This is a genomic window from Caulobacter segnis (assembly GCF_031454995.1).
GTDB lineage: Bacteria > Pseudomonadota > Alphaproteobacteria > Caulobacterales > Caulobacteraceae > Caulobacter > Caulobacter segnis_E.
Genome location: NZ_JAVDRV010000001.1, coordinates 218,695 through 240,097 on the forward strand (window position 1 = coordinate 218,695; position 21,403 = coordinate 240,097).

Annotated in this window: 17 protein-coding genes and 1 pseudogene; 7 read left to right on the plus strand and 11 right to left on the minus strand. The window is 65.9% G+C overall.

Translation table 11 applies throughout. The features are described from left to right. Window positions 1-12: 12 nt before the first annotated feature. Window positions 13-1,365 carry an MFS transporter gene (locus tag J2728_RS01050; RefSeq protein WP_309995288.1) on the minus strand — a complete coding sequence of 451 codons (1,353 nt, stop codon included), beginning with the start codon at window positions 1,363-1,365 and terminating at the stop codon, window positions 13-15. Between the two features lie 286 nt (window positions 1,366-1,651). Here J2728_RS01050 and J2728_RS01055 point away from each other — a divergent pair, with 286 nt between their 5' ends. Then, entirely contained in the window at window positions 1,652-2,404 is a 753-nt protein-coding gene (locus J2728_RS01055) for a cyclic nucleotide-binding domain-containing protein (RefSeq protein ID WP_309995291.1), read from the plus strand. Window positions 2,405-2,801: 397 nt separating this feature from the next. On the opposite strand, the gene J2728_RS01060 is transcribed toward J2728_RS01055, so the two are convergent. From J2728_RS01060 to moaA, 6 genes and pseudogenes are all read right to left on the minus strand, one after another. Next, on the minus strand, window positions 2,802-3,989 hold the full coding sequence (locus J2728_RS01060; RefSeq protein ID WP_309995294.1) for a molybdopterin molybdotransferase MoeA: 1,188 nt from the start codon (window positions 3,987-3,989) through the stop codon (window positions 2,802-2,804). Continuing rightward, entirely contained in the window at window positions 3,986-4,522 is a 537-nt protein-coding gene (moaB, locus tag J2728_RS01065; RefSeq protein WP_309995296.1) for a molybdenum cofactor biosynthesis protein B, read from the minus strand. Before moaB ends, J2728_RS01060 begins: the two co-directional genes overlap by 4 nt. Before the next feature lie 147 nt (window positions 4,523-4,669). Beyond that, window positions 4,670-5,230 carry a cyclic pyranopterin monophosphate synthase MoaC gene (gene moaC / locus J2728_RS01070; protein WP_309997545.1) on the minus strand — a complete coding sequence of 187 codons (561 nt, stop codon included), beginning with the start codon at window positions 5,228-5,230 and terminating at the stop codon, window positions 4,670-4,672. Window positions 5,231-5,233: 3 nt separating this feature from the next. After that, window positions 5,234-5,683: pseudogene (locus J2728_RS01075) on the minus strand (molybdenum cofactor biosynthesis protein MoaE); the annotation flags it as partial. Next, on the minus strand, window positions 5,680-5,919 hold the full coding sequence (locus J2728_RS01080; RefSeq protein WP_309995298.1) for a MoaD/ThiS family protein: 240 nt from the start codon (window positions 5,917-5,919) through the stop codon (window positions 5,680-5,682). The gene J2728_RS01080 and the pseudogene J2728_RS01075, both read right to left, overlap by 4 nt. 15 nt (window positions 5,920-5,934) lie before the next feature. Further along, window positions 5,935-6,966 (minus strand): GTP 3',8-cyclase MoaA, encoded by a 1,032-nt coding sequence (gene moaA, locus J2728_RS01085; protein ID WP_309995300.1) that lies wholly within the window; start codon window positions 6,964-6,966, stop codon window positions 5,935-5,937. A 686-nt stretch (window positions 6,967-7,652) separates the two neighbouring features. Here moaA and J2728_RS01090 point away from each other — a divergent pair. The 4 genes from J2728_RS01090 to J2728_RS01100 all read left to right on the plus strand — a co-directional run bounded on the left by J2728_RS01090 (window position 7,653) and on the right by J2728_RS01100 (window position 12,616). Continuing rightward, window positions 7,653-9,200 carry an acetolactate synthase large subunit gene (locus J2728_RS01090; RefSeq protein WP_309995302.1) on the plus strand — a complete coding sequence of 516 codons (1,548 nt, stop codon included), beginning with the start codon at window positions 7,653-7,655 and terminating at the stop codon, window positions 9,198-9,200. Between the two features lie 25 nt (window positions 9,201-9,225). Then, window positions 9,226-10,599 carry an FAD-binding oxidoreductase gene (locus J2728_RS01095; RefSeq protein WP_309995304.1) on the plus strand — a complete coding sequence of 458 codons (1,374 nt, stop codon included), beginning with the start codon at window positions 9,226-9,228 and terminating at the stop codon, window positions 10,597-10,599. 761 nt (window positions 10,600-11,360) lie between these two features. After that, entirely contained in the window at window positions 11,361-11,717 is a 357-nt protein-coding gene (locus tag J2728_RS22190) for a helix-turn-helix domain-containing protein (RefSeq protein WP_404979681.1), read from the plus strand. A 32-nt stretch (window positions 11,718-11,749) separates the two neighbouring features. After that, window positions 11,750-12,616 carry a tyrosine-type recombinase/integrase gene (locus J2728_RS01100; protein ID WP_309995306.1) on the plus strand — a complete coding sequence of 289 codons (867 nt, stop codon included), beginning with the start codon at window positions 11,750-11,752 and terminating at the stop codon, window positions 12,614-12,616. A gap of 226 nt (window positions 12,617-12,842) precedes the next feature. Here the strand turns inward: J2728_RS01100 and J2728_RS01105 are convergent, their stop codons facing one another. From J2728_RS01105 to J2728_RS01115, 3 genes are all read right to left on the minus strand, one after another. Further along, on the minus strand, window positions 12,843-12,977 hold the full coding sequence (locus tag J2728_RS01105; protein ID WP_309995308.1) for a hypothetical protein: 135 nt from the start codon (window positions 12,975-12,977) through the stop codon (window positions 12,843-12,845). A 202-nt stretch (window positions 12,978-13,179) separates the two neighbouring features. Then, window positions 13,180-16,272 carry a TonB-dependent receptor gene (locus J2728_RS01110; RefSeq protein WP_309995310.1) on the minus strand — a complete coding sequence of 1,031 codons (3,093 nt, stop codon included), beginning with the start codon at window positions 16,270-16,272 and terminating at the stop codon, window positions 13,180-13,182. 440 nt (window positions 16,273-16,712) lie between these two features. Continuing rightward, on the minus strand, window positions 16,713-16,997 hold the full coding sequence (locus J2728_RS01115) for a DUF1272 domain-containing protein (protein WP_309995312.1): 285 nt from the start codon (window positions 16,995-16,997) through the stop codon (window positions 16,713-16,715). Between the two features lie 341 nt (window positions 16,998-17,338). Between J2728_RS01115 and carA the strand changes: the two genes are divergently transcribed. After that, a complete protein-coding gene (carA, locus tag J2728_RS01120) occupies window positions 17,339-18,523 on the plus strand; it encodes a glutamine-hydrolyzing carbamoyl-phosphate synthase small subunit (RefSeq protein WP_309995314.1) in 1,185 nt (394 codons plus the stop codon). Window positions 18,524-18,898: 375 nt separating this feature from the next. Here the strand turns inward: carA and J2728_RS01125 are convergent, their stop codons facing one another. Continuing rightward, entirely contained in the window at window positions 18,899-19,138 is a 240-nt protein-coding gene (locus tag J2728_RS01125) for a flagellar basal body rod C-terminal domain-containing protein (RefSeq protein ID WP_309995315.1), read from the minus strand. A gap of 420 nt (window positions 19,139-19,558) precedes the next feature. Between J2728_RS01125 and J2728_RS01130 the strand changes: the two genes are divergently transcribed. Continuing rightward, a complete protein-coding gene (locus J2728_RS01130; RefSeq protein WP_309995317.1) occupies window positions 19,559-21,265 on the plus strand; it encodes a M20/M25/M40 family metallo-hydrolase in 1,707 nt (568 codons plus the stop codon). Window positions 21,266-21,403: the final 138 nt, after the last annotated feature.

The window sequence follows — 21,403 nt, forward strand, 5'->3', positions numbered from 1 at the left end:
CGGTTCACTCTTCTAGGGGTTCTGGCCGCGGATCGCCGCAGTCAAGGCGCTGGGCGCGGGATGGAGGGTCTCCATCTCCGGCAGCTCCGGCAGGTTGGACAGTTGCGGCGTGCGGGCCCGCTCCATGCGGCGGACCGCCAGGTGCATCCAGATCAAGGCCGTCGCGACCAGCACGAACAGCAGCATAAAGCAGCTGGTCCACACGCCGGTCAGGTCGTTGAGCGCGCCGAACACGATCGGCAGAATAAAGCCGCCGACACCGCCGACCATGCCGACCAGACCGCCGACCGCGCCGATGCTGTCGGGATAGTAGACGGGGATGTGCTTGTAGACGGCCGCCTTGCCCAGGCTCATGGCGAAGCCCAGAACAAACAGCAGCGCAACGAACGGAGCAAGGCCGAGCGCCAGGCGGAAGCTGATCGGGCCGCGCACCCCCTCGATCACGTACTGCGTGGGTGGATAGGATAGGATGAAGGTGCAGATCACGCTCACCCCGAAGGTGATGTACATGACCCGCCGCGCGCCGATCTTGTCCGACAGCCAGCCGCCGACCACCCGGAACAAGGACCCCGGGATGGAGTAGGCCGCCGCCAGCAGGCCGGCCACCCGGATATCGAGACCATAGACTCCCACCAAGTAGTGCGGCAGCCACAGCGCCAGAGCCACAAAGGCGCCGAAGACGAAGAAATAGTAGAGCGCGAACCGCCAGACCTGCAGCTTGAGCAGCGGCGAACTTGCAGGCTTGACCGACGTCGCGTTTCGAGCGGCGACGCGACGCTCGGCCAAGCCCGGCTCGTCGCGGGTCAGCAGGAAGCTGACGATGGCGATCACCGCCAGGGCCAGCGCCCAAACCTCGGCCACCGCCTTCCAGCCAAACGCCAGCATCACCATCGGCGCCAAGAGCTTGGTCACCGCCGAGCCGACATTGCCCGCGCCGAACACGCCAAGCGCAGTGCCCTGACGCGACTTGGGAAAGAACTTCGAGACATAGGCGACGCCGACGGCGAACACCCCGCCCGCGACGCCGACGCCCAGCGCGCCCAAAAGGAATTGGAGATAGGTCTGGGCCTGGGTCAGCAGCAGCGTCGCGGCCGCCGCGCTCAGCATCAACCCCAAGCTCAAGCGGCGTCCGCCAACGCGGTCGGCCCACACCCCAAGCCCGACCCGGATCAGCGATCCGGTGAGGATCGGCGCCCCGGCCAGAAGCCCAAACTGAGCCTCCGTGAGGCCCAAATCCTTCTTAATCTGGACGCCTATGATCGAAAAAATGGTCCAAACCGCGAAGCACGCGGTGAATGAAAAGGTACTAAAACCCAGGGCCGCCGTCGCGCCAGGCGCGTTCTTTTCGGGACGAGCGCCATTCATGCGTCTGTTCCTCGACCAATGGCGACGCCTTACACGCAGCCTTCAATGGCGAAGTGCCCACCGGCAGCGTTCGCGCCATTGAGAAAAGTCAAAATCAGCACACGCCTCCCCCGAAAACAGAAGAGGACCGCAGTACGCCAAGACGTGACTTGATAAATATTGGGTGGTGACCCAGCAACCGTATGGTCGCACCCGAAAAACGTCAACCGCATATCCGCGATTTGCGCCAGATCAAGGCAACCTCTCTCGTCTCGCGGTTGCCTTGGTGAAAGCTCGGAGGTTACGCATGCCGTTGCACGGTCTCGATCTGGATCGTCTGAGATCCCACGCCCTTCTGGCGACGGCGTCGGACCAGACGGTGCAAAGACTCGCTTGCGGCGCCTTTCTGCAGAGCTTTCCCGCCGGAACCACGCTCCTGACGGAGGGCGAACCGGTTCACTTTCTCTATATTCTGCTTGAGGGACAGGTTGAGCTTCAGGGCACCTGGAGCGACCGGGAGACAACCCTGGCCGTCCTGCGCCCACCCGCCACCTTCATCCTGCCCGCGGTGATCATGGAGGCAGAGGCGCTGATGAACGCTCATACCATCGAGCGTTCGCGCCTAGCCATGTTGCCCGCCGAGGCGGTGCGGCGGGCGTTCGAGGATGACCCAGGCTTCGCCAAAGCGGTGGCGCATGAGCTTTCGGCCAACTATCGCGGCCTGGTGCGGGCGTCCAAGAACCAAAAGCTCCGGGTCGGCGCCGAGCGTCTGGCCAATTACCTTTTCTCCGAACAGGCGCGGCAAGGCGGCGCCGCGACGTTCGACCTGCCCCACAGAAAGACCGTCCTGGCCTCACTGCTGGGCATGTCGCCGGAGAACCTGTCGCGAGCGTTCGCGACGCTCGCCGACTATGGCGTGGGGGTCAGCGGACCCAGGGTGACGCTGACACGCAACGCCGCGCTCAACCGACTGGCCAAGCCTGACCCGCTGATCGACGAGGCGGCTATCGCCCACTCGGCCGGCGAGCCGCCCATGGGGAACGGGCGCACCGCCGCTTAGAGTGCGTTCGAGCGACTTACCCGCCCACAATTAAACCAAAGCGCTTGAGACCAGCTTGGCTGCGGCTCGAGTGTTCTGCGAAAGCCCTCTTCAGGAAGAGACGCCAGCACCCGGCTCAGGATGGCCGGGCGCTGGCGAAGTCGCGCGCGCATCTTCGCGGCGATGTCCAGAGAGTGAAACGTCGCCTGGAGGTTCGAAGACATCGACACCTTAGGCGGGTGGGCGGAACTTCGCCTTGACCCGCGGGCTTCCACGGCTTGACGAATGTGTGCCGCCTCACGCGCTTACCACGGCGCGCTTCCAGATGAAGTCATCCAAAGCCCAAGGGGCACGGATGCTTGGCTCCACCGCCTGTCTATCCCGTTACGGGGGTCCTTCTAACGAGGTAGGCGGAAGCCTAAAGGGCCAGGCAGGACACCCGCGCGCCGATCGGAGTCGACGCCCCTCCGCCGGCGAGGCGGATCAGCAGATCGGCCTGGGCCAGCGCCTTTTGTGACGCCGAGTCCTGATCCTCCAGCGGCTCGGCCCCGGCCGCCGTCAGGCGCGCGCGCACGAAGGTCTCGCGCGGCCCTGGCGCGGCTAGCGATGCGGCCAAGGACTGGTCACGCCAAACCAGAGCCTCGGTCGGATCTCCGCCGCCCAGGCCGACGATCAGAGGGACGAGCAGAAGGCGCGCGGTCACCAAGGCCGAGGTCGGGTTGCCGGGCAGGCCCACGATCCACCGCTCCCCCGCTCGCCCGCTCCAAACCGGTTTGCCCGGCTTGATCGCCACGCCCGCGAAGACCAGCCGGAAATCCGGACCGACGAAGGCCGATCGCGCATGATCGCGCTCGCCGACCGAGGCGCCGCCGATCAGCACCACCACATCGACGGTCTGCGCCAACTGGGCGGCCAGGGCTTGCAGAGTGGCGAGGTCATCGGACGCGCATCTGCGCGCTGTGACCTCGCCGCCCCAGGCCGCGATCAAGGCGGCGACCCCGAACGACACGCTCTCGCTGATCTTGTTGGGGTCGGCTCCGGCCTGGCCTGGTTCAGCCAGTTCGTCGCCAGTGGCCAGGATAGCCACCCGCGGGCGTCGCCAGAGGCAAACCGCGCCAAGATCGGCGGCCGCCGCGGCTGTGAGACGTTGTGGATTCAGCGTCAGCCCGGCGTCCACCAGGATCTCGCCGCGCCGAAAATCGCAGCCCGCCGGGCGGATATGTCGCTTGCCGCCCACCGCCTCCAAAAACTGCGCGCGCCCATCGACAACCGCGACCTCCTCCTGCAGGACAATCCGGTCGGCGCCGTCGGGAACCGGCGCGCCGGTGAAGACGCGCGCGCAGGCGCCGTCCGGCAGGCTTTGCCCAAGACCCCGTCCAGCATAGGCGGCCCCAATGATCGGCAAGGACCGGCTAACGCCCTTCAAATCTCCATCGCGTAGCGCATAGCCATCCATCGCCGAAACCGCCACCAGCGGGGCGTCGCGCGCGGCGATCACCGGCTTGGCCAGTCGTCGGCCGGCTGCGTCGGCGAGACCTATGGTCTCGATACCTAGCGGCCGGACCTGATCGATGATCCGGTCGAGGGCCTCCTGATAGGGGATCAAGGACAGATCCCTCGCAGCCGGGGCAAATTGCCCGCGATTGAGCAAGGTCGGAAACGGCTATCAAGCTCCTGGGCCAGGACGCCGTCCCAGGCGTCGCGGCAAGCTCCAGTCGAGCCGGGAACCGAGAAGACAAAGGCGTCGCCGATCTGGCCGGCGAAGGCCCGCGACTGCAGGGTCGAGACTCCCACCGTGCCAAAACTGACCTGGTGGAAGACCACCGAGAACCCCTCCATCTCCCGACTAAACAGCGGGCGAATGGCTTCCGGCGTGACGTCTCGCGGCGAAAAGCCCGTGCCTCCGGTCGTGAGGATGATCTCAACCCGCGGGTCGGCCACCCAGTCGAGAACCCGCCGCCGGATCACCTGGACATCGTCGGTGACGATGGCGTGGTCGATGAGGTGGTGCCCGGCCCCCGTCAGCCGTTCGACCAGCAATCCGCCGGATGTGTCGGTTTCGGGGGTGCGGGTGTCGGAGATCGTCAACACCGAGATTCCCAGCGGATGGAACTCTAGGCTGGGGTCGACGCCGGGCATGAGGAACCTCTTGGGCTGGGCCTTGCGGGCAAGGCGTAATCCGGAACGGCAGACACCGGCTTCGGCGTCGTGGCCAGGACCGCGCTGCTCTTGGCGCGGCTGAAGCGATGGGATAGCCGAAGGCCGAGCCTTTACCCTTGCGTCAGATCAACCACCGGGTCGATCCGTGAGGGTCTGGGCGCTGACCGGCGAAACCCAGTCGCCCGACTTACCTCCGGTCTTTCGGAGGAGGCGCACGGCCTCGATGACCATGCCCTTCTCGGCGGCTTTCAGCATGTCATAGATGGTCAGGCAGGCGACGGACGCGGCGGTCAGGGCCTCCATCTCGACACCGGTGGGGCCAGTGGTCTTGACTCGCGCGGTGACGCACAGTCCGCCCTCGGCCGCCTCCACCGAAACCTCCGCCTTGGACAGCGCCAGGGGATGGCATAGAGGGATCAGGTCCGAGGTCCTTTTGGCCGCCATCACCCCGGCCAACTCGGCGACGGCGCGGACATCGCCCTTGCGGACATCGCCCGACAGCGCCAACGCCAGGGTCTCCGGGCTCATCCGCACGAAACCGCTGGCAACCGCTTGGCGGGCCGTCGCCGCCTTATCCGAGACATCAACCATCCGCGCCCGCCCCTGCTCGTCGAGATGGGTCAGGCGTGGCCCGTTAAACCTGGATCGATCATCGGGCCGGCCAGTTCCGACGGGGGGCTCGTTCACGGCCGCGCCGCGGTCCCAGCGCAAGGCGTCGCGCCGATCCTGGTCGGTCGGCTCCACCCAGCGCGCGCCGCCTGGCCCATGCTCCTTCTTCCAAAACGGCGCCCGGCTTTTCAGATAGTCCATCAGACAGTCGCAGGCTTCGAAAGCGGCGCGGCGGTGAGCTGCGCCGGCGGCCACGAACACCACGGCCTCGCCGGGCGCGATCCGGCCGGTCCTATGGACCACCATGACGTCATCGAGACCAAAGCGCTCGACCGCCTCGCGCGCGAAGACAGCGATCGCCTGTTCGGTGAAGCCGGGATAGGCCTCCAGCTCAAGAGCGAGCGCCGCGCCGCCCTCGGCGCGCGCCAGGCCCACGAAGCTCGCCGCCGCGCCCATGTTCATTCGCCCCGCGCAAAACCGCGCCATCAGCGCGCCGGGGTCGAGCGGAGCCAGACTCAGGGCGACGTTCATCCGCCGCTCATGGGCGGCAGGAAGGCCACCTCGGTCTGGGGGCTCAGGAGGGCCTCGCCGCGCACCAGCGCCTTGTCAACCGCCACCTGAACCCCCGGCGCGACAAGCGCCTCACCCAAGCGAGGATTTTCCCCGGCCAGCACCGCGCGCAACGCGCCGAGATCATCGGCCGCGATCAGACGCTCGCGCCACCCGGCCTGATCGGCCAGGCGTCCAAACAGCAATACTCTGGCCATGGATCAGTCCCGTGCTCAGCCGCCCGTCGTCGACATATGCCGCGTAACAGCGGGGCGACTTCTGGTAATGTCGAAATCGTGTCCGCGCGGCTTGGCGTCCAGAGCCGCCCGGATCGCCGCCTCTAGGTCGCTATCCGACGCCCCCGACCGCAGCAGCGCGCGCAGATCAGTGGCGTCCTCATGGCCAAGGCAGGTGTGGAGCGTACCTGTACAGGTCAAGCGCACGCGATTGCAGGCCTCGCAGAAGTTGTGGCTCAGCGGGGTGATGAAGCCAAGCCGCCCCCCGGTCTCGGCCACCCGCGCATAGCGCGCCGGCCCGCCCGTCGTGTGGGCTAGGTCCTCTAGCGTCCAGAACGACGATAGCTCCTGGCGCACGGTCTTCAAGGACAGGAATTGATCGGTGCGGTCCTGCTCGACCTCGCCCAAGGGCATGGTTTCGATCAGGGTCAGGTCATGACCTTGGCCATGCGCCCACTGGATGAGTTCGGGCAGTTCGGCGGCGTTGTCGCGCTTCAACGCGACAGTATTGATCTTGACGGCGACGCCGGCGGCCTTGGCCGCCGCGATGCCGTCCATGACTTGGGCGAGGTCGCCGCCGCGGGTGAGGGTCCTAAACAGCGATGGATCAAGCGTGTCGAGCGAGACATTGACGCGTCGCACGCCATGACGCGCCAAGGCCTCGGCGAACCGCGCTAGCTGCGTGCCGTTGGTGGTCAGCGTCAACTCGTCCAAAGCGCCGGTGCGCAGGTGGCGCGCGAGCGTGGCGACCAGGTCCATCATACCCTTTCGCACCAGAGGCTCGCCGCCGGTCAGGCGCAGTTTGCGCACGCCCAGTCGGACAAAGGTCGAAGCCAGCCGGTCGAGCTCTTCCAACTGAAGGACCTGCGCCTTGGGCAGGAACGTCATATGCTCGGCCATGCAATAGTGGCAGCGCAGATCACAGCGGTCGGTTATCGACACCCGCAGATAGGTGACCGTGCGACCAAGACCATCGCTCAGGCGCGGGCGCGGCGTAATCGCGGGCGACATGGCGTCGAAGGGGGTCATGAGTCATATTCCACGATTTGGTCGACCGCCCCACCCGTTATCGTCGGCGACGGGTCCGAAGAGGTCCCGCCGGCGAGGCCAAACAGCCGCCAGCAGGGCTGCCCCGCGCATCGCGCGGATCACTCCGATGGATACATCGACCATCGAAGGTCTCGCCGAACCAAAGCCTCCGATCCAAATAGCGACAGTCATAGACCGAGCGCGATCAGGTCGCCGGTCATCGCACCGCCGGCTCTCCAGTGTTCCAGGCTGGGCGAGATCACGCACCGACCAAGCCTCTCGCGGGCCGCCCAAGTCCTATCGACCGGCGGACGAGGCCGACGCTCATGTGCGGACGAGGCAAGATGGTCTCCTATGTGCGTCGCGCCAGGACCGCTGTAACCTGAAGCCTATAGTTCCAGCGGAATCTCTTGACTTTGAGGCGCGTCAATTGAGGGCGGATGGATGAAGACAGACGGGCCATTGGGGCGTCGGCTGATTGAGGCGCGGCAGATGGGTATTGAGGCGGGCATGTCGTTGGCGCCGCGCCATCGCGAACCAGCCCTCACCCTTCGTGACGACGATGTCCGAGCAGCCCTCCTCATGGGTGTCGTTTTGCACCCTTGCGCATGATCAAGGCGGTTGGGGCGCCCCGCGCCTAGGGTCTCCTCGGCGCGCCTTGCGCCGACCGGGAAGGAAACGCCAGCATGAACGGCGCCGAGGCGCTCATCGCCACTCTCCGCGGGTGCGGGGTCGAGGTGTGCTTCGCCAATCCGGGCACCTCGGAAATGCAGCTGGTCAGCGCGATCGACAAACAAGAGGACATGCGCGCGATCCTCGGCCTGTTCGAGGGCGTCGTGACCGGGGCGGCCGATGGCTACGGCCGTATGGCGGACAAGCCCGCGGCGACCTTGCTGCACCTGGGTCCGGGTCTCGCCAACGGCCTAGCCAATTTGCACAATGCCAGGCGCGCCGGCGCGCCAGTCATCAACTTGGTCGGCGACCACGCCACCTACCATCTTCGCCACGACGCACCGCTCACATCGGACACAGCCGGCGTGGCGCGGCCGATGTCGGACTGGGTGCGGCTCTCGCAATCCGAACGCGATCTGGCCCAGGCTGGAGCCGAGGCCGTCCAGGTCGCCCAGACCTATCCGGGCCGCATCGCCACCGTGATCATACCCGCCGACCATGCGTGGAGCGAAGGTTCGGCGGCCGTCGCGCCGTTTTCACCGTTGGAAACGCCCTCGGCGCCCGCGTCCGTCATCGCGGCCGCCGCGCAAGCGCTGCGCGCCGAGTCAGGTCCGAAATGCCTGTATCTGGGCGGGCGGTCCCTGCGCGAGGACGCCTTGCTCCAGGCCGGTCGGATTGCGGCGGCCACCGGCGCGCGCCTTATCTGCGAGACTTTTCCCGCACGGCTGCAGCGCGGGGCGGGCCGCGTGAGCGTAGAGAGACTGCCCTATTTCGGAGAAATGGCCGAAGCCCTCCTGAACGGCTTTGGCACGATCATCTTTTGCGGGGCCGAGCCGCCGGTGTCGTTCTTCGCCTACCCTGGCAAGCCCAGTTGGCTGTCGCCGGGCGGGGCCAAACTCGTCCGCCTGGCCTCGATGCGCGAGGACGCGTTGGCGGCGCTATCGGAACTAGCCGACGCGCTGGACGCCCAGGCCCAAGCCCCCGCCCGGCAACCGCCGCGGACCTTCACGTCCGGCGAGGGCAAGCTCTTGATCGAGCATATTGGAGCGGCTCTATCCGATCTGATGCCAGAGCATGCCGTCGTCTCCGACGAATCCGCCACATGCGGCCCGGCGCTTTACGGCATGACAGCTGGGGCCGAGCCGCACGATTGGATATGCTTGACCGGCGGCGCAATCGGCCAGGGCCTGCCGGTGGCGGTCGGCGCGGCGGTCGCCTGCCCCGATCGCAAGGTCATCGCCCTGCAAGCCGACGGCTCGGGGATGTACACCAACCAGGCCCTATGGACGATGGCGCGCGAGCAGCTCGACGTTGTCACCATTCTATTGAACAACGGGTCTTACGCCATCCTCAACATCGAACTCATGCGAGTGGGCGTGCAGAACCCCGGTCCCAAGGCGCTATCGATGCTCGATCTACGCCGGCCCGAGATCAACTGGGCCCAGATGGCCGAGAGCCTGGGCGTGCCGGCGGTTCGGACAAACACCGGCGAGGCGTTTCGCCAAGCCCTGGCGGACGCCTTGGCGATCAAGGGCCCGCGCCTGATCGAAGCGCTGCTCTGAGGCGAGCGAAGAGGAAGGGTGGATCATGGGTTTGCTAGAGGACATCCGCGCTATCGTCGGTGAAGCTGGTCTCATCACCGGCGATGAGGTCGGCCAGCGTTCGGACTGGCGCGGCGTCGCTTGCGAAGCCAAGGCCGTGGTGCGGCCGCGCTCGACCGACGAACTCTCGGCGGTAATGCGGCTTTGCCATGCCGCCCGGCAGCCGGTCGCGCCGGCCGGCGGGCTGACCGGTCTAGTCCGTGGCGCCTATGCTTCTCCCCAAGAGATCCAGGTCTCGCTTGAGCGAATGCGCGCCATCGAGTTCGTCGATCCGGTAGGCCGGACCATGAGGGTCGAGGCGGGTGCGCCCCTGCAGGCCGTGCATGAAGCCGCGGCGCCGCACGGCCTGACCTACGGCGTGGATTTGGGCGCGCGCGGTTCATGCACGATCGGCGGCAATATCTCGACCAACGCAGGCGGCAACACCGTCATTCGATACGGCATGACCCGCGAGAACGTGCTGGGACTTGAGGCGGTGCTATCCGACGGGACGATCGTTTCATCGATGAACAGCCTTCTGAAAAACAACACCGGCTATGATCTCAAGCAGTTGTTCATCGGCAGCGAGGGCACGCTGGGGATCGTCACGCGCGCCGTTCTCCGCCTGCATCCCTCTCCGACCAGCACGGCCACGGCGATTCTAGCCGTTGATCGGTTCGACAATCTGACCAGACTCTTCGCGTTGGTTGGCCAGCGCCTTGGCGGTGCGCTGCTCTCATTCGAGGTGATGTGGAACAACTACTACGACCTGATCGCCGTGCGCAGCGGTCGCCACAAGCCGCCGCTGGCCTCGGGCCACGACTACTATGTGATCGTTGAGGCCGCCGGCTTCGATCCAGAGCGCGACGAGATTCGGTTCGCCGAACTCATGGTGGAGATTCTGGAACTGGACCTAGCCGCCGACGCGGTGATCGCCGCCTCAAGGGCGCAACGCGGCGCAATCTGGGCGATCCGCGAAGACGTCCCGGGTCAGATCATGATGATGGCGCCCGGTGTCTCATTCGATGTCAGCCTTCCGATCGACCATATGGACGCTTATACGCAAGGCCTACGGGCCTCCTTAGCCAATCTCTGCGGCGTGGAAGCAATGATGATTGTCTACGGCCATCTCGGCGACAACAATCTGCATCTGCTGGTCGCGCCACGTCCCTGGAGCGAAGCAGCCAGTGAGGCCGCCAAGGAGATGGTCTATCGCCCGCTGGAGGCTTTGGGCGGCTCGGTATCCGCCGAGCACGGCATTGGCCTAGACAAGCGTGAATGGCTGTCTCTGTCCCGCTCCCCCGAAGAGATCGCCCTGATGCGTCGCGTGAAGACGGCGCTCGACCCGCACGGCGTACTCAACCCGGGCAAGGTGTTCTGAGACGGGAGACGATTGAGATCTGGCGATCTGGCAATCGCGCTCGGCCGCATCGCCTAACAATTCGGCGATATATTCAAGGCTTTCCCTCCTGCGTAGGCGGGCTTCGCCAAGCCTAGAGCGTTTTCCAATCAGTGTGGAACGGTGGTCAGATCGGAAAGGTATAGCCTACCCCGCGCCGCGGATTTCAGGAGTCCGCCCTCTCGGCGAGGTTGACGAGTTCAGGCAGGACGTAGATGGCTGACTTGGGGCCAGCGCCTTCGCTCACCTCCACAATTTGTGACGTCCCATCACGCCTTTAGGCGCACTCCAGGGCCTCCGCTCGTGGTGTCGGCGGATGAGAGCATAACGACCCCCGCACGCTCGAAGGCTTGCACGATGGCCGCCACATTGGCCGCGGTGCTCCTGCCAGGACCGATATCGCCCTCCATCCGTCGAATGGTAGGTAGCGAAAGCCGGGCCGCTTCAGCGAGTTCGGGCTGGCTCCAATCCAATAGCGCCCTGGCCGCACGAATTTGACCGGCCGTAAGATTGTTATTGTTTTCCAATCATATTATCCTTTTATGTTGACGACTTTGATCTGATATGATAGGAAAACAATAGTTTCGGATTCTCGCAAATGCGCCACAACCCGTTCGTCGCAGATGGATTGAGATCCGCCGGCGCGTGGACTGTGGCTGGGTGTGGCGGGCTGCGCCGTGACTGGACTTGAAGGCGCACGCGATCAGATCGAGGCTTGGAGGCCCCCCCAAAGGTTGGCCACCATGACAATCGAACGCCTAGCCGCCTCCGACGGAGCTGAGCGCCACCACGTCACGGAGCCCGGCGACAAGGTCGCCTTCTCTCGCATTGAGGCGGCAGCCTACCTGGGCATTTCCACCGACACCCTCGACCGAATGCGCGCGGCTGGGGTTATCGAAGCCTTTCGCGCCGGGAGAAGGCTAGTCCGGTTCCGGAAATCAGAACTCGACGCCTTCATGTCACGAGAATGCATCTCGTCCGAACCAAGAACTCTCCCAACTGGTATGTGCAATGGCAGGAAGATGGCCGTTCGCAACGCCGCAGCACTGGGACGCCAAGCCGTCGCGAAGCTGAGACATTCCTCAAGGTCTTCCTCCTAGAGCAACAGACGCACCCCACGAGCGACCCAACCGTGTCGGAGGTTCTGGATTGGTACGTTGAGAACCACGGGCGCACCGTCGCCAGGCCCGACAATATCCTCCTTGGCGTACGTTATCTGAAGGAGTTCTTCGGCGTCATGCCGGTCAGTTCCGTGCGGCTCAGGCTGCAGCAAGCGTTTCTCGAAGATCGTAAACGCAAGGGCGCCGGACAGGAGAGTATCCGGCGGGATCTTTCGGTGTTGGCGGCTGCTCTCAGGCGCGCTGAAAAGTACGACCTGATCGATCGAGCGCCCCCCCTACTCACGCTTCCGCCATCGCCGCCCCGTGAGCGTTGGCTGACTCGCGAGGAGGCCGCCGCGCTCTATCGGCAACTCCGTTCTCCGCGACATCGGCACGTACTTCTCTTCGCGCGATTGGCCATCGCCACCGGAGCAAGATCAGCGGCGATCTTGGAGCTGACCTGGGACCGCGTGGACCTTCAGCGCGGTGTCATTGACTACAATGTCCCCGGCAGGCGGCAGACCAACAAGCGCCGCGCGATCGTCCCCATCGAGCCCCATATCATCAGGGCGCTCAGCCACGCCAAACGCCACGCGCGATGCGACCATGTAGTTTCTTGGGCCGGCAAACCGATCGTTCGGATCGCCGCGGCCTTCCGCCGGCAGGCGCACGAAGCTGGGTTGAAAAATCTATCGCCTCACACGCTTCGGCACACAGCTGCGACCTGGGCCGCACAGCGCGGCGTCTCCTTGTTTCTAGTTGGCGGCCTTCTTGGTCAGAACGTGGTGTCGACCACCGCCCGATATGCCAAATACAATCCTGACGCCCTGCGCCAGGTCAGCTCGGCAATTCGGCATGGAACACGTCAAACTTCTGGGAAAAAGGGGCATGGCCGATAGAGGAAAGAAGACTGACGCAAGTTGCCTGGACAGGTGCGTTTCAGGGCCATCTTCCGCCTATTTTTGCGGAGCCACCCCATAAAATATTATAATTTCTTCAACATCTTATGCACCACCACCCTGACAGTGCCAGAGGGTGTCGTCGGCGTCGACGCCGACGGTGGTGATGCTGGTCATGGCGCGGGATTTAGCATCGTCGCGCGCGGGACGCACCCGCCAGGAGACGTCAGAAGGTCAGGACCGCGAAGACCACCAGGCTGACCGGAACGGCGGCCGACAGCACCATGCCCACGAGGCCTTCAACCAGGGAAAAGACGAAGCGCGAGGCCGAGAACAGGTCTTGAGGCGGGTTGGGGATCATGGGTTTGGGCGCTCCTTTCCGGAAGACGTAGCCCGATCCTGGTTAAGGTTCCGGTAGCCGTCGGCCGCGCGAGGCCGCGACAGATTGTCCGCCTCGGCCGCGCCGCCCAAAAGAAAAGGCCCGGCGCGAGGCCGGGCCAGATGGTCTTGGGGGAGGAAGCGCGGTCCGGGCGCCGAAGAGCCCGGACCAGAAGTCGATGAGCCTAGAAGCTCATCCGCATGCCGACCACGTATTGGCGGCCGGGCTTGTAGTAGGTGAAGGTCGCGTTGTCGTACTGGAAGTACGAGCGCAGCGACTCGTTGGTCAGGTTGGTGACGTTGAAGGTCAGCTGCGGCGCGTTCTTCATGCCGAAGATCTTCTCCAGGTCGTAGCTCGAGGAGAAGTCCGTCTGCTTGTAGTCGTCCGAGAACAGGGCGGCTTGGGTCACGCCGTTCTGGTTGGCGCCGCTGGACTGCGAGCCCTTCCGGTAGACGTGGCTCAGACGCAGGCTGACGCCGTTGTGCTCGTAGTAGCCCGTCAGGTTGTAGGTGTACTTGGCCACGCCGTAGGCGGTCGCCGGACCGTTGCTGGTCTGGTCGACGATCGTGGCGTTGGCGTTGAAGCCCAGACCCTCGACGCCGAACCGGCTGGTCAGGAAGTCGAGCGGCTGCACCCACTGGAATTCCAGGCCGTTGATCGTGAGCTTGTTGGGCACGTTGATCTGCGACTGGATCTGAACCTGGGCCTGGGTCGGGCCGCCACGCGAGTTGATGGCCGTCTTCTGGGTGTCGTTCAGGGTGTCGTAGGTGATGCCGTACTGGGCCAGGGCCGAGAACGGTTGGGTCACGACGTTGTTGGTCGTGAAGCCGGTCAGCGACTTGCGGAACGCGTTGACCGCGATCACGCCTTCCTGGCCGGTGTAGAACTCGAAGCCCAGGTCGATGTTCTTCGAGAAGTACGGCTTCAGGGCCGAGTTGCCGATCGTGGCCTGGTCGGCCGACGGGGCGCCGAAGCTGACGCCCGGCAGCTGGGCGGCCGGATCCGGACGGGTCATCGTTTCCGAGACCGCGACACGGGCCACCGCGTGCTCGCCGACGTCATAGGCGATGTTCGCGGCCGGCAGCCACTTGGAGTAGGTGTTCTCGGTGTAGACGAAGTTGGTGACGTTCGGATAGCGCGCGCCGTCCGGCAGCTGGGCGCCGCCCGGCAGGGTGTTGCGCGGATCGGCCAGCGAGACGCGGCCGCCGATCGTCTGCTTGGTGTGAACGTAGCGGACGCCGACGTTGAAGCGCAGGTCGCTGTCCATCACTTGCGTGACGCCGTTCACCTCGGTGTAGGCCGCGCTGTTCTTCTCGTTGATGTAGCCGCCGCTGGCGCCGGTGTTGGAACCGCCCGACTCCGGCGAGTTGTCGTGGAACTGGTCGTACTTGGAGGCTTGCTTGACCTTGTCCCAATCGACGGTGACGAAGCCGGCCGGGCCGGGCTTCAGATAGCTGGCCAAGCCCGAGGTCGGGATCAGCGAGCCGCCATAGGTGAGCGTGCCGGACTGACCAGCCGTCGCGCCCGTGCCGTAGCCCGGATAGGTCGGATAGCCGGCCGGCGCGGCGCCCGGCTGGTTCAGGCCTTGGCAGGGCGGCTGGCCGTTGGGCGAGGTCAGGTTGAGGCTGGGGTTGTTGCCGCAGGTCGCGTTCTGCCAGGCGCCGCTGTTGTCGTAGCCGCGGATGGTGCGCGAGATGTCGTCGTAATTGGCGCCGAACTTCAGGTTCAGAGCCTCGTCGCCCCAGGTGACCACGCCGCGAGCGCCCTTGGTCTCATACCAGCGCTTCTCGTCCTGCATGTTCACGCGACCGCCGGTCCAGACGAAGTTGGCCGGGTTGTTCAGGTCGACGCTGCTCTTGATCGTCGGCGCGCCCTTGGGGTTGTAGGTGTAGTCCACCGTCGTGCCGACGCCCAGCGCGGTCACCGGACCGAAAGTCGGGCTTTCGCGGTGGAAGTTGCTCTTGGTGTAGTTGGCCTGGGCCTCGACCTTCAGCTTGTCGGTGATCTGCCACTCGCCGCCCGGATTGATCCCCCACAGCTCGGTCTTTTCGAGGTAGGGGCGGAATTCCAGGAAGAACTGCGAGTTGGCGTAGGTGCCCTGCGTGACCGTGCAGCCGGTCGAGCAGTCGGTCTTGTCGTACTTGGTGTTCGTCGGGATGATCGCGCCGTTGCGGACGATCCACATCATGTCTTCGCGGATCAGGTCGGTCTTCTTGTAGCCGTACATGCCGTCGACATAGAACTTCATGTCGTCGTTGGGCTGCCACTCGAGGCTGCCGACCAGGTTGATCCGGTCACGGGTGCCGTAGGAGGCCGACGGACGGCCCAGGCGCGGCAGCAGGCCGTTGTCGATCTGCTGGATCGTGGCGCCGGGGTTCTTGGAGAGCAGGAAGTCGCGGTCTATGACCGTGCCGGCCACCAGGCCACCGCCGGCGCCGACCGGCACCGTGCCCGGGATCGTCCAGTTGCCGCCGCCCGTGGCGTTACAGCCCGTGGCCGCGCCGCACTGGGCCGCCGACAGGTTCGGGTTGGTGTAGCCGATGGTTTCGTAGCCGCGGGTGTCGGTCTTCAGGCGCTGGCCCGAAACCCCGAACAGGACGCCGAAGTTGTCCCAGGTCTTGCTGGCGATCAGCGAGCCCTTGCCGCCCAGCTTGGCGCCGTCGGCCTTCACGCCCTGGATGTTCATGGTCAGGTGCTGGCCGGGACGGTCGAACGGACGGGCCGAGCGCATGTCGATGTTACCCGCCGCGCCGCCTTCCAGCAGGCCGGCCGAGTAGCTCTTGTTCACCGTCAGCTTGGTGAAGAGGTCGGTCGGGAAGAACGACAGGTCGACCGAGCGGTCGGTGCCTTGCGCGTCGGTCGCGCCCGACGAGGCCACGGCGATCGAGGCGCCGTTCAGCGTCACGTTGGTGAAGTTGCTGCCCAGACCGCGGATGGCGACGTTCGTGCCCTCGCCCGTGATGTCGCGGGTGATGGTGATGCCGGGAATGCGGTTGAAGGACTCGGCGATGTTCGAGTCCGGGAACTTGCCGATGTCCTCGGCGAAGATGGCGTCGGCGAAGCCGGTGGTCTCGCGCTTGGCGACCGTCGATTGCGCCAGGCTCTTGCGATAGCCGGTGACGACGATCTCTTCGACGGCGCTTTCATCGGCGGCGGCCGGAGCCTGGGTCGGAGCGGTCTGGGCGTGGGCGGCCTGGCCGATCGCCAAAGTGGTCAGGCAGGTCGCGCCGATCAGAGCTAGACGACGGGCGGAACGGTTTTGTGGAGTAGTCCGCATGTTTCTCCCCCTAAGGTTGGCGTCTCGCGCCAGTTCATTGTTCGCCGCGACCCGCCGGCCCTTTTTAGAGCCTGACGCACCGCCCGAAGGCAGTGGTAGCGGTCACACTGGAAGGGTTACGAGGTATGTCCTCATGTGTCAACGTGGTCAGACCTCGCCGCCCTAGGCCTGTCGGACCTTTGGTTGGCCACTGCGGCGCCGGCGCCACGGTGTTTGGTTAGGGAGAAATGAATCCCTCTCTTTTTGAGAGAGGGAGGGGCCCGCCGCCGCGGGCGGCGGGAGGGTGAGTGGTTTCGACGTCGGCGGGGAGAAGCGCCGATCGCTCTTCGGAGATCGTCGCGGCCAGCGTGTCTAGGTCGGAGTTTTAGCGTGAGAGCGCGGTCCTCCCACCCTCCCAAGCTTCGCTTGGGCCCCTCCCTCTCTCCATGAGAGAGGGATTTCTACGCCCACTCCGCCGGCCGCTCGCGCCCAGGCGTCGAGACGGGGGCCGCCGGCCGGTGCGCCTTCAGCACCCGTCTCAGCGAGGCCGGGAAGCGATGCAGCTGGACCTCCGGACGGATCGGGCGGGCGACCAGGCCGCCGCCGCAGTCGGGGCAGAGGTCGTCGAAGCGCAGCTCGGCGCAATCGGCGCAGAAGGTGTGCTCGAAGGTGCAGATTCGCGCCTCCGGACTGGCCGGCGGCAGATCGCGGTCACAGCACTCGCAATTGGGACGCAACTCGAGCATGGGCCGTCCTCCCGTGTCCGCCGCGCTTCGATGTCTGGAAGCCCTTTACTATAAAGCGTTTTCCGCCCCTCGCGCGAGGGCGCGCGTTCATCGATCACGGGAATGTGGAACCTCGGAAAATTCGTGTGATCGGCCAGGGGAAGACGAGGGGTTGACCCCCTCCCCCATACCCCCTAGACACCGCGCCGTTTGCGCGGCGGACGGGCCCAAAGCCCGTCCGCTTTCTTGCAAGGAGACGCCCCCGCGCGCGGGGGGCCGGCCGGGGGTTACCCCGGGTCCGCCTTTTTGCGAAAATGACCGCCCAATTCCGGGCCCGATTGCGTTCAGGAGCGCTCAACAGAATGTCCCAAGACCTTCTCCCCGGCGTCACCCTCCTTGAAGGCGTAACGGGCGTTCTGGCCCTGGCCGACGGCACGATCCTTCAGGGCGTCGGCTGCGGCGCGGTCGGCGACGCGGTCGGCGAGGTGTGCTTCAACACCGCCATGACCGGCTACCAGGAGATCCTGACGGACCCCTCCTACATGGCCCAGATCGTGGCCTTCACCTTCCCGCACGTCGGCAATGTCGGCGCCAATTCGGAAGACGTCGAGCAGATCACTGGCGTGGCCGAGACCGCCGCCCGCGGCGCCCTGTTCCGCGATGTCCCGACGCAGCAGGCCAACTGGCGCGCCGGCGGCGACTTCGACGCCTGGATGAAGGCGCGCGGCGTCATCGGCCTGGCCGGCGTCGACACCCGCGCCCTGACCCGCAAGATCCGCGAGACCGGCATGCCGCACGGCGTCATCGCCCACTCGCCCGAGGGCAAGTTCGACCTTCCCGCGCTGGTCGCCAAGGCCAAGGCCTGGGCCGGCCTCGAGGGCCTGGACCTGGCCAAGGACGCCTCGACCACCCAGACCTTCACCTGGGACGAGGGCCTGTGGTCGTGGCCGGAAGGCTACGCCAAGCTGGACAAGCCCAAGTACGAAGTGGTCGTCATCGACTACGGCGTGAAGCGCAACATCCTGCGCGCCCTGGCCCATGTCGGCGCCCGCGCCACGGTGGTGCCGGCCTCGACCTCGGCCGAGGACATCCTGGCTCGCAACCCGGACGGCGTGCTGCTGAGCAACGGCCCCGGCGACCCGGCCGCGACCGGCGAATACGCGGTGCCGGAGATCCAAAAGCTGGTCGCCAGCGGCAAGCCGGTGTTCGGCATCTGCCTGGGCCACCAGATGCTGGCCCTGGCCCTGGGCGCCAAGACCGTGAAGATGGAGCAAGGTCACCATGGGGCCAACCACCCCGTGAAGGACCTGACCACCGGCAAGGTCGAGATCGTCTCGATGAACCACGGCTTCACGGTGGACTCGGCCTCCCTGCCCGCTCCGGTGCAAGAGACCCACGTCTCGCTGTTCGACGGCACCAACGCCGGCATCGCCCTGGCCGACAAGCCGGTGTTCAGCGTCCAGCACCACCCGGAAGCCTCGCCCGGCCCGACCGACAGCCTCTATCTGTTCGAGCGCTTCGCGGGCCTGATGGACAAGGCGAAGTAGGGATCAAAATCCCTCTCTCTTTGAGAGAGGGAGGGGCCCGCGCCGCGGGCGTGGGAGGGTGAGAGGTTTCGCCGTCAGACGGCGTCCCTCGCCCTCGAATAGATCGATTTTGGTTTTTCGGAAGTCAGCCCGGGGTGTCTTTCCGGGAGAGCGTAACCTCTCACCCTCCCATCGCCGAGCGATGGGCCCCTCCCTCTCTCCAAGAGAGAGGGAGTTCATTAGGGGCCGCCTCCCGCAAACATAGGGGGCGCTGCGGGAGGCGGCGGCCAAGCGCCCTCGGCAAAAGGGGGCGCGCTTCGGGCGCTTGGCTGGGGGTAGAGTCGGGCCCTCGCCCGGCGAGCCGGGAGGGCGCGAACTCAAACGCGTGGAACGGACTTAAGCCTTGATGTTCAGCAGCGCGCCGGACATCTGGTCGGCGGTCTGAATGACCTTGGCGTTGGCCTTGAAGTCGTATTGAGCGCTGATCTGCTCGACACGTTCCTTGGCGTAGTCCACGTCCTTCAGTTCCTCGACCTTCTCGGCGTGCGCGTTGGACGACGCGACCCGTTGAGCGCTAGCGTTCAAGCGGTTGGCGGCGACCGTCATACCGGCGGCGGCGATAGCGAGAGCCTCCATAAGGCGTCCTCCATTCTCGTCGCGAGTTATCCGGGCGGTTGGGTTAAGCGGTCGCAACCAAAGATGGTAAAATTTACCCCTTGGTCATCTTTTTTAGCGGCGGTTAACCATAAAGCCGGTTCGCGCCCCACCCTCCGGCCGAGGTCGAAACGCCCCCTCGCCCTGAGGTAGAGAACAAGAACAGTCAAAGCCAAGGCCGGTGAAGGCGCGACTAGGCCTCGCGCCTGACCATGCCGCGCAAGATCCTGCCGAACATTACAAAACGTTCAGAGAGCCGCGCTCGACAAGCCGTCATCGTCCCGACATGGTTCGCGACCGCGCCCCGGAGCCCTTCGGCCCTGGGGCCCTGTTTTCGACAACCGTTTGGACGCGACCGAGGCCGATAGGCATGGGGGTGACGTCCCGAGGAGCCTCTTGAGAATGTCGTTCACGCGTCGCGCCGCGCTCGCCAGCGCAGCCCTGCTGATGGTCGCCCAGCCGGTCCTGGCGGCCGCGCCCGCCAAACCCGCCGCCGCCCATAAGGTCGCCCCGAAGAAGGCGGTCGCCGGTTCGGACTTCGTCCCCTCGCCCGAGGCGATCAAGGCGCACATGGGCTTCCTGGCCGACGACGCCCTGGAAGGCCGCGAGGCCGGCACGCGCGGCTACGACATCGCCGCCAACTATGTCGCCGCTCAATACGCCCTGCTGGGCGTCAAGCCGGCCGGCGACAAGGGAAGCTATCTGCAGCGCGTGCCGCTGCTGGCCTTCCGCCCCTCGGGCGAGGGCGCGGTGACCCTGATCGGCGCCGACGGCGCGGCCTCGGCTCTGAAGTACGGCGAGGACTATCTGCCGAACGCCCAGGCCCAGGCCGCCGATCTGACCGTCGAGGCGCCGCTGGTGTTCGTCGGCTTCGGCGTCGTCGACGCCACGCGCGGCCGCGACGACTACGCGGGCCTGGACGTGAAGGGCAAGATCGTCGTCATGCTGACGGGCGCCCCCTCCTCGATCCAGACCGAGGAGCGCGCTCACCTCTCCAGCCCCAACACCAAGCGGACCGAGGCCGCCAAGCGCGGCGCGATCGGCGTCCTGACCATTCCGACCACCAGCGGCGAGAAGCGCCGTCCGTTCGCGCGCGGCCTGGCAGGCATGAAGGAATGGCGGGTGACCTGGCGCGACGCCCAGGACGTCGGCGCCATCCGCGCGCCGGGCGCTCCGGCCCTGGCCCAGATCAGCCTGGCCGGCGCGGCCAAGCTGTTCGCTGGCGCGCCCGTCGCCCTGGACGCCGTGCTGGCCGAGGCCGAGAAGCCGGAAGGCGCGGTCAAGGGCTTCCCGCTGGCGAGCAAGGCCAAGGTCGACCTGAAGACCGAGATCGAGAAGCGCGACAGCAGCAATGTCGTCGGCCTGATCGAGGGCTCGGACCCGACACTGAAGGCCCAGACCATCATCCTGTCGGCGCACCTGGACCACATCGGCATCAAGGAGAACGCCAAGCCCGGCGAGGACCGCGTCAACAACGGCGCGCTCGACAACGCCTCGGGGATCGCGACCCTGCTGGAGGTCGCGCGCGGCTTCAAGAACACCAAGGTCCGCCCCAAGCGCTCGATCGTGCTGCTGGCGGTCACGGCCGAGGAGAAGGGCCTGGTCGGCTCGGACTACTTCGCCACCAACCCGACCGTGAAGAAGGCCGACATCGCCGCCGACGTGAACCTGGACATGCCGGTGCTGCTGTATCCGTTCACCGACGTGATCGCGTTCGGCGCCAATCGCTCGACCGTGGGCGAGGCGGTGGCGAAGGCCGCCGGCCGCGTGGGCGTGGGCCTGTCGGGCGACCCGATGCCGGACGAAGGCCTGTTCACCCGCTCGGACCACTACCGCTTCGTCGAGCAGGGCGTCCCGTCGGTGTTCCTGATGACCGGCTTCCAAAACGGCGGCGAGAAGGCCTTCACCACCTTCCTGAAGACCAACTACCACCACCCGGGCGATGATCTGAACCAGCCGATCGACTACCAGGCCGCCGCCAAGTTCGCCCTGGTCAACTACGAGATCGCCCGCGAACTGGCCAACGCCCCGGCCCGCCCCGTCTGGAAGAAGGGCGACTTCTTCGGCGCGGCGTTTGCTGCGGCGGGGCACCCGTCCGCGGCGAAGTAGCCAAGCCCAAAATAGCTCGTCATCCCGGAAGCCTCGAAGAGGCTATCCGGGACCCAGGGGCCGCCGCACGGCCGCTTGCCCCTGGGTCCCGGCTCTTCGCTACGCTACGGCCGGGATGACGAGAGCTTTATCGCAATG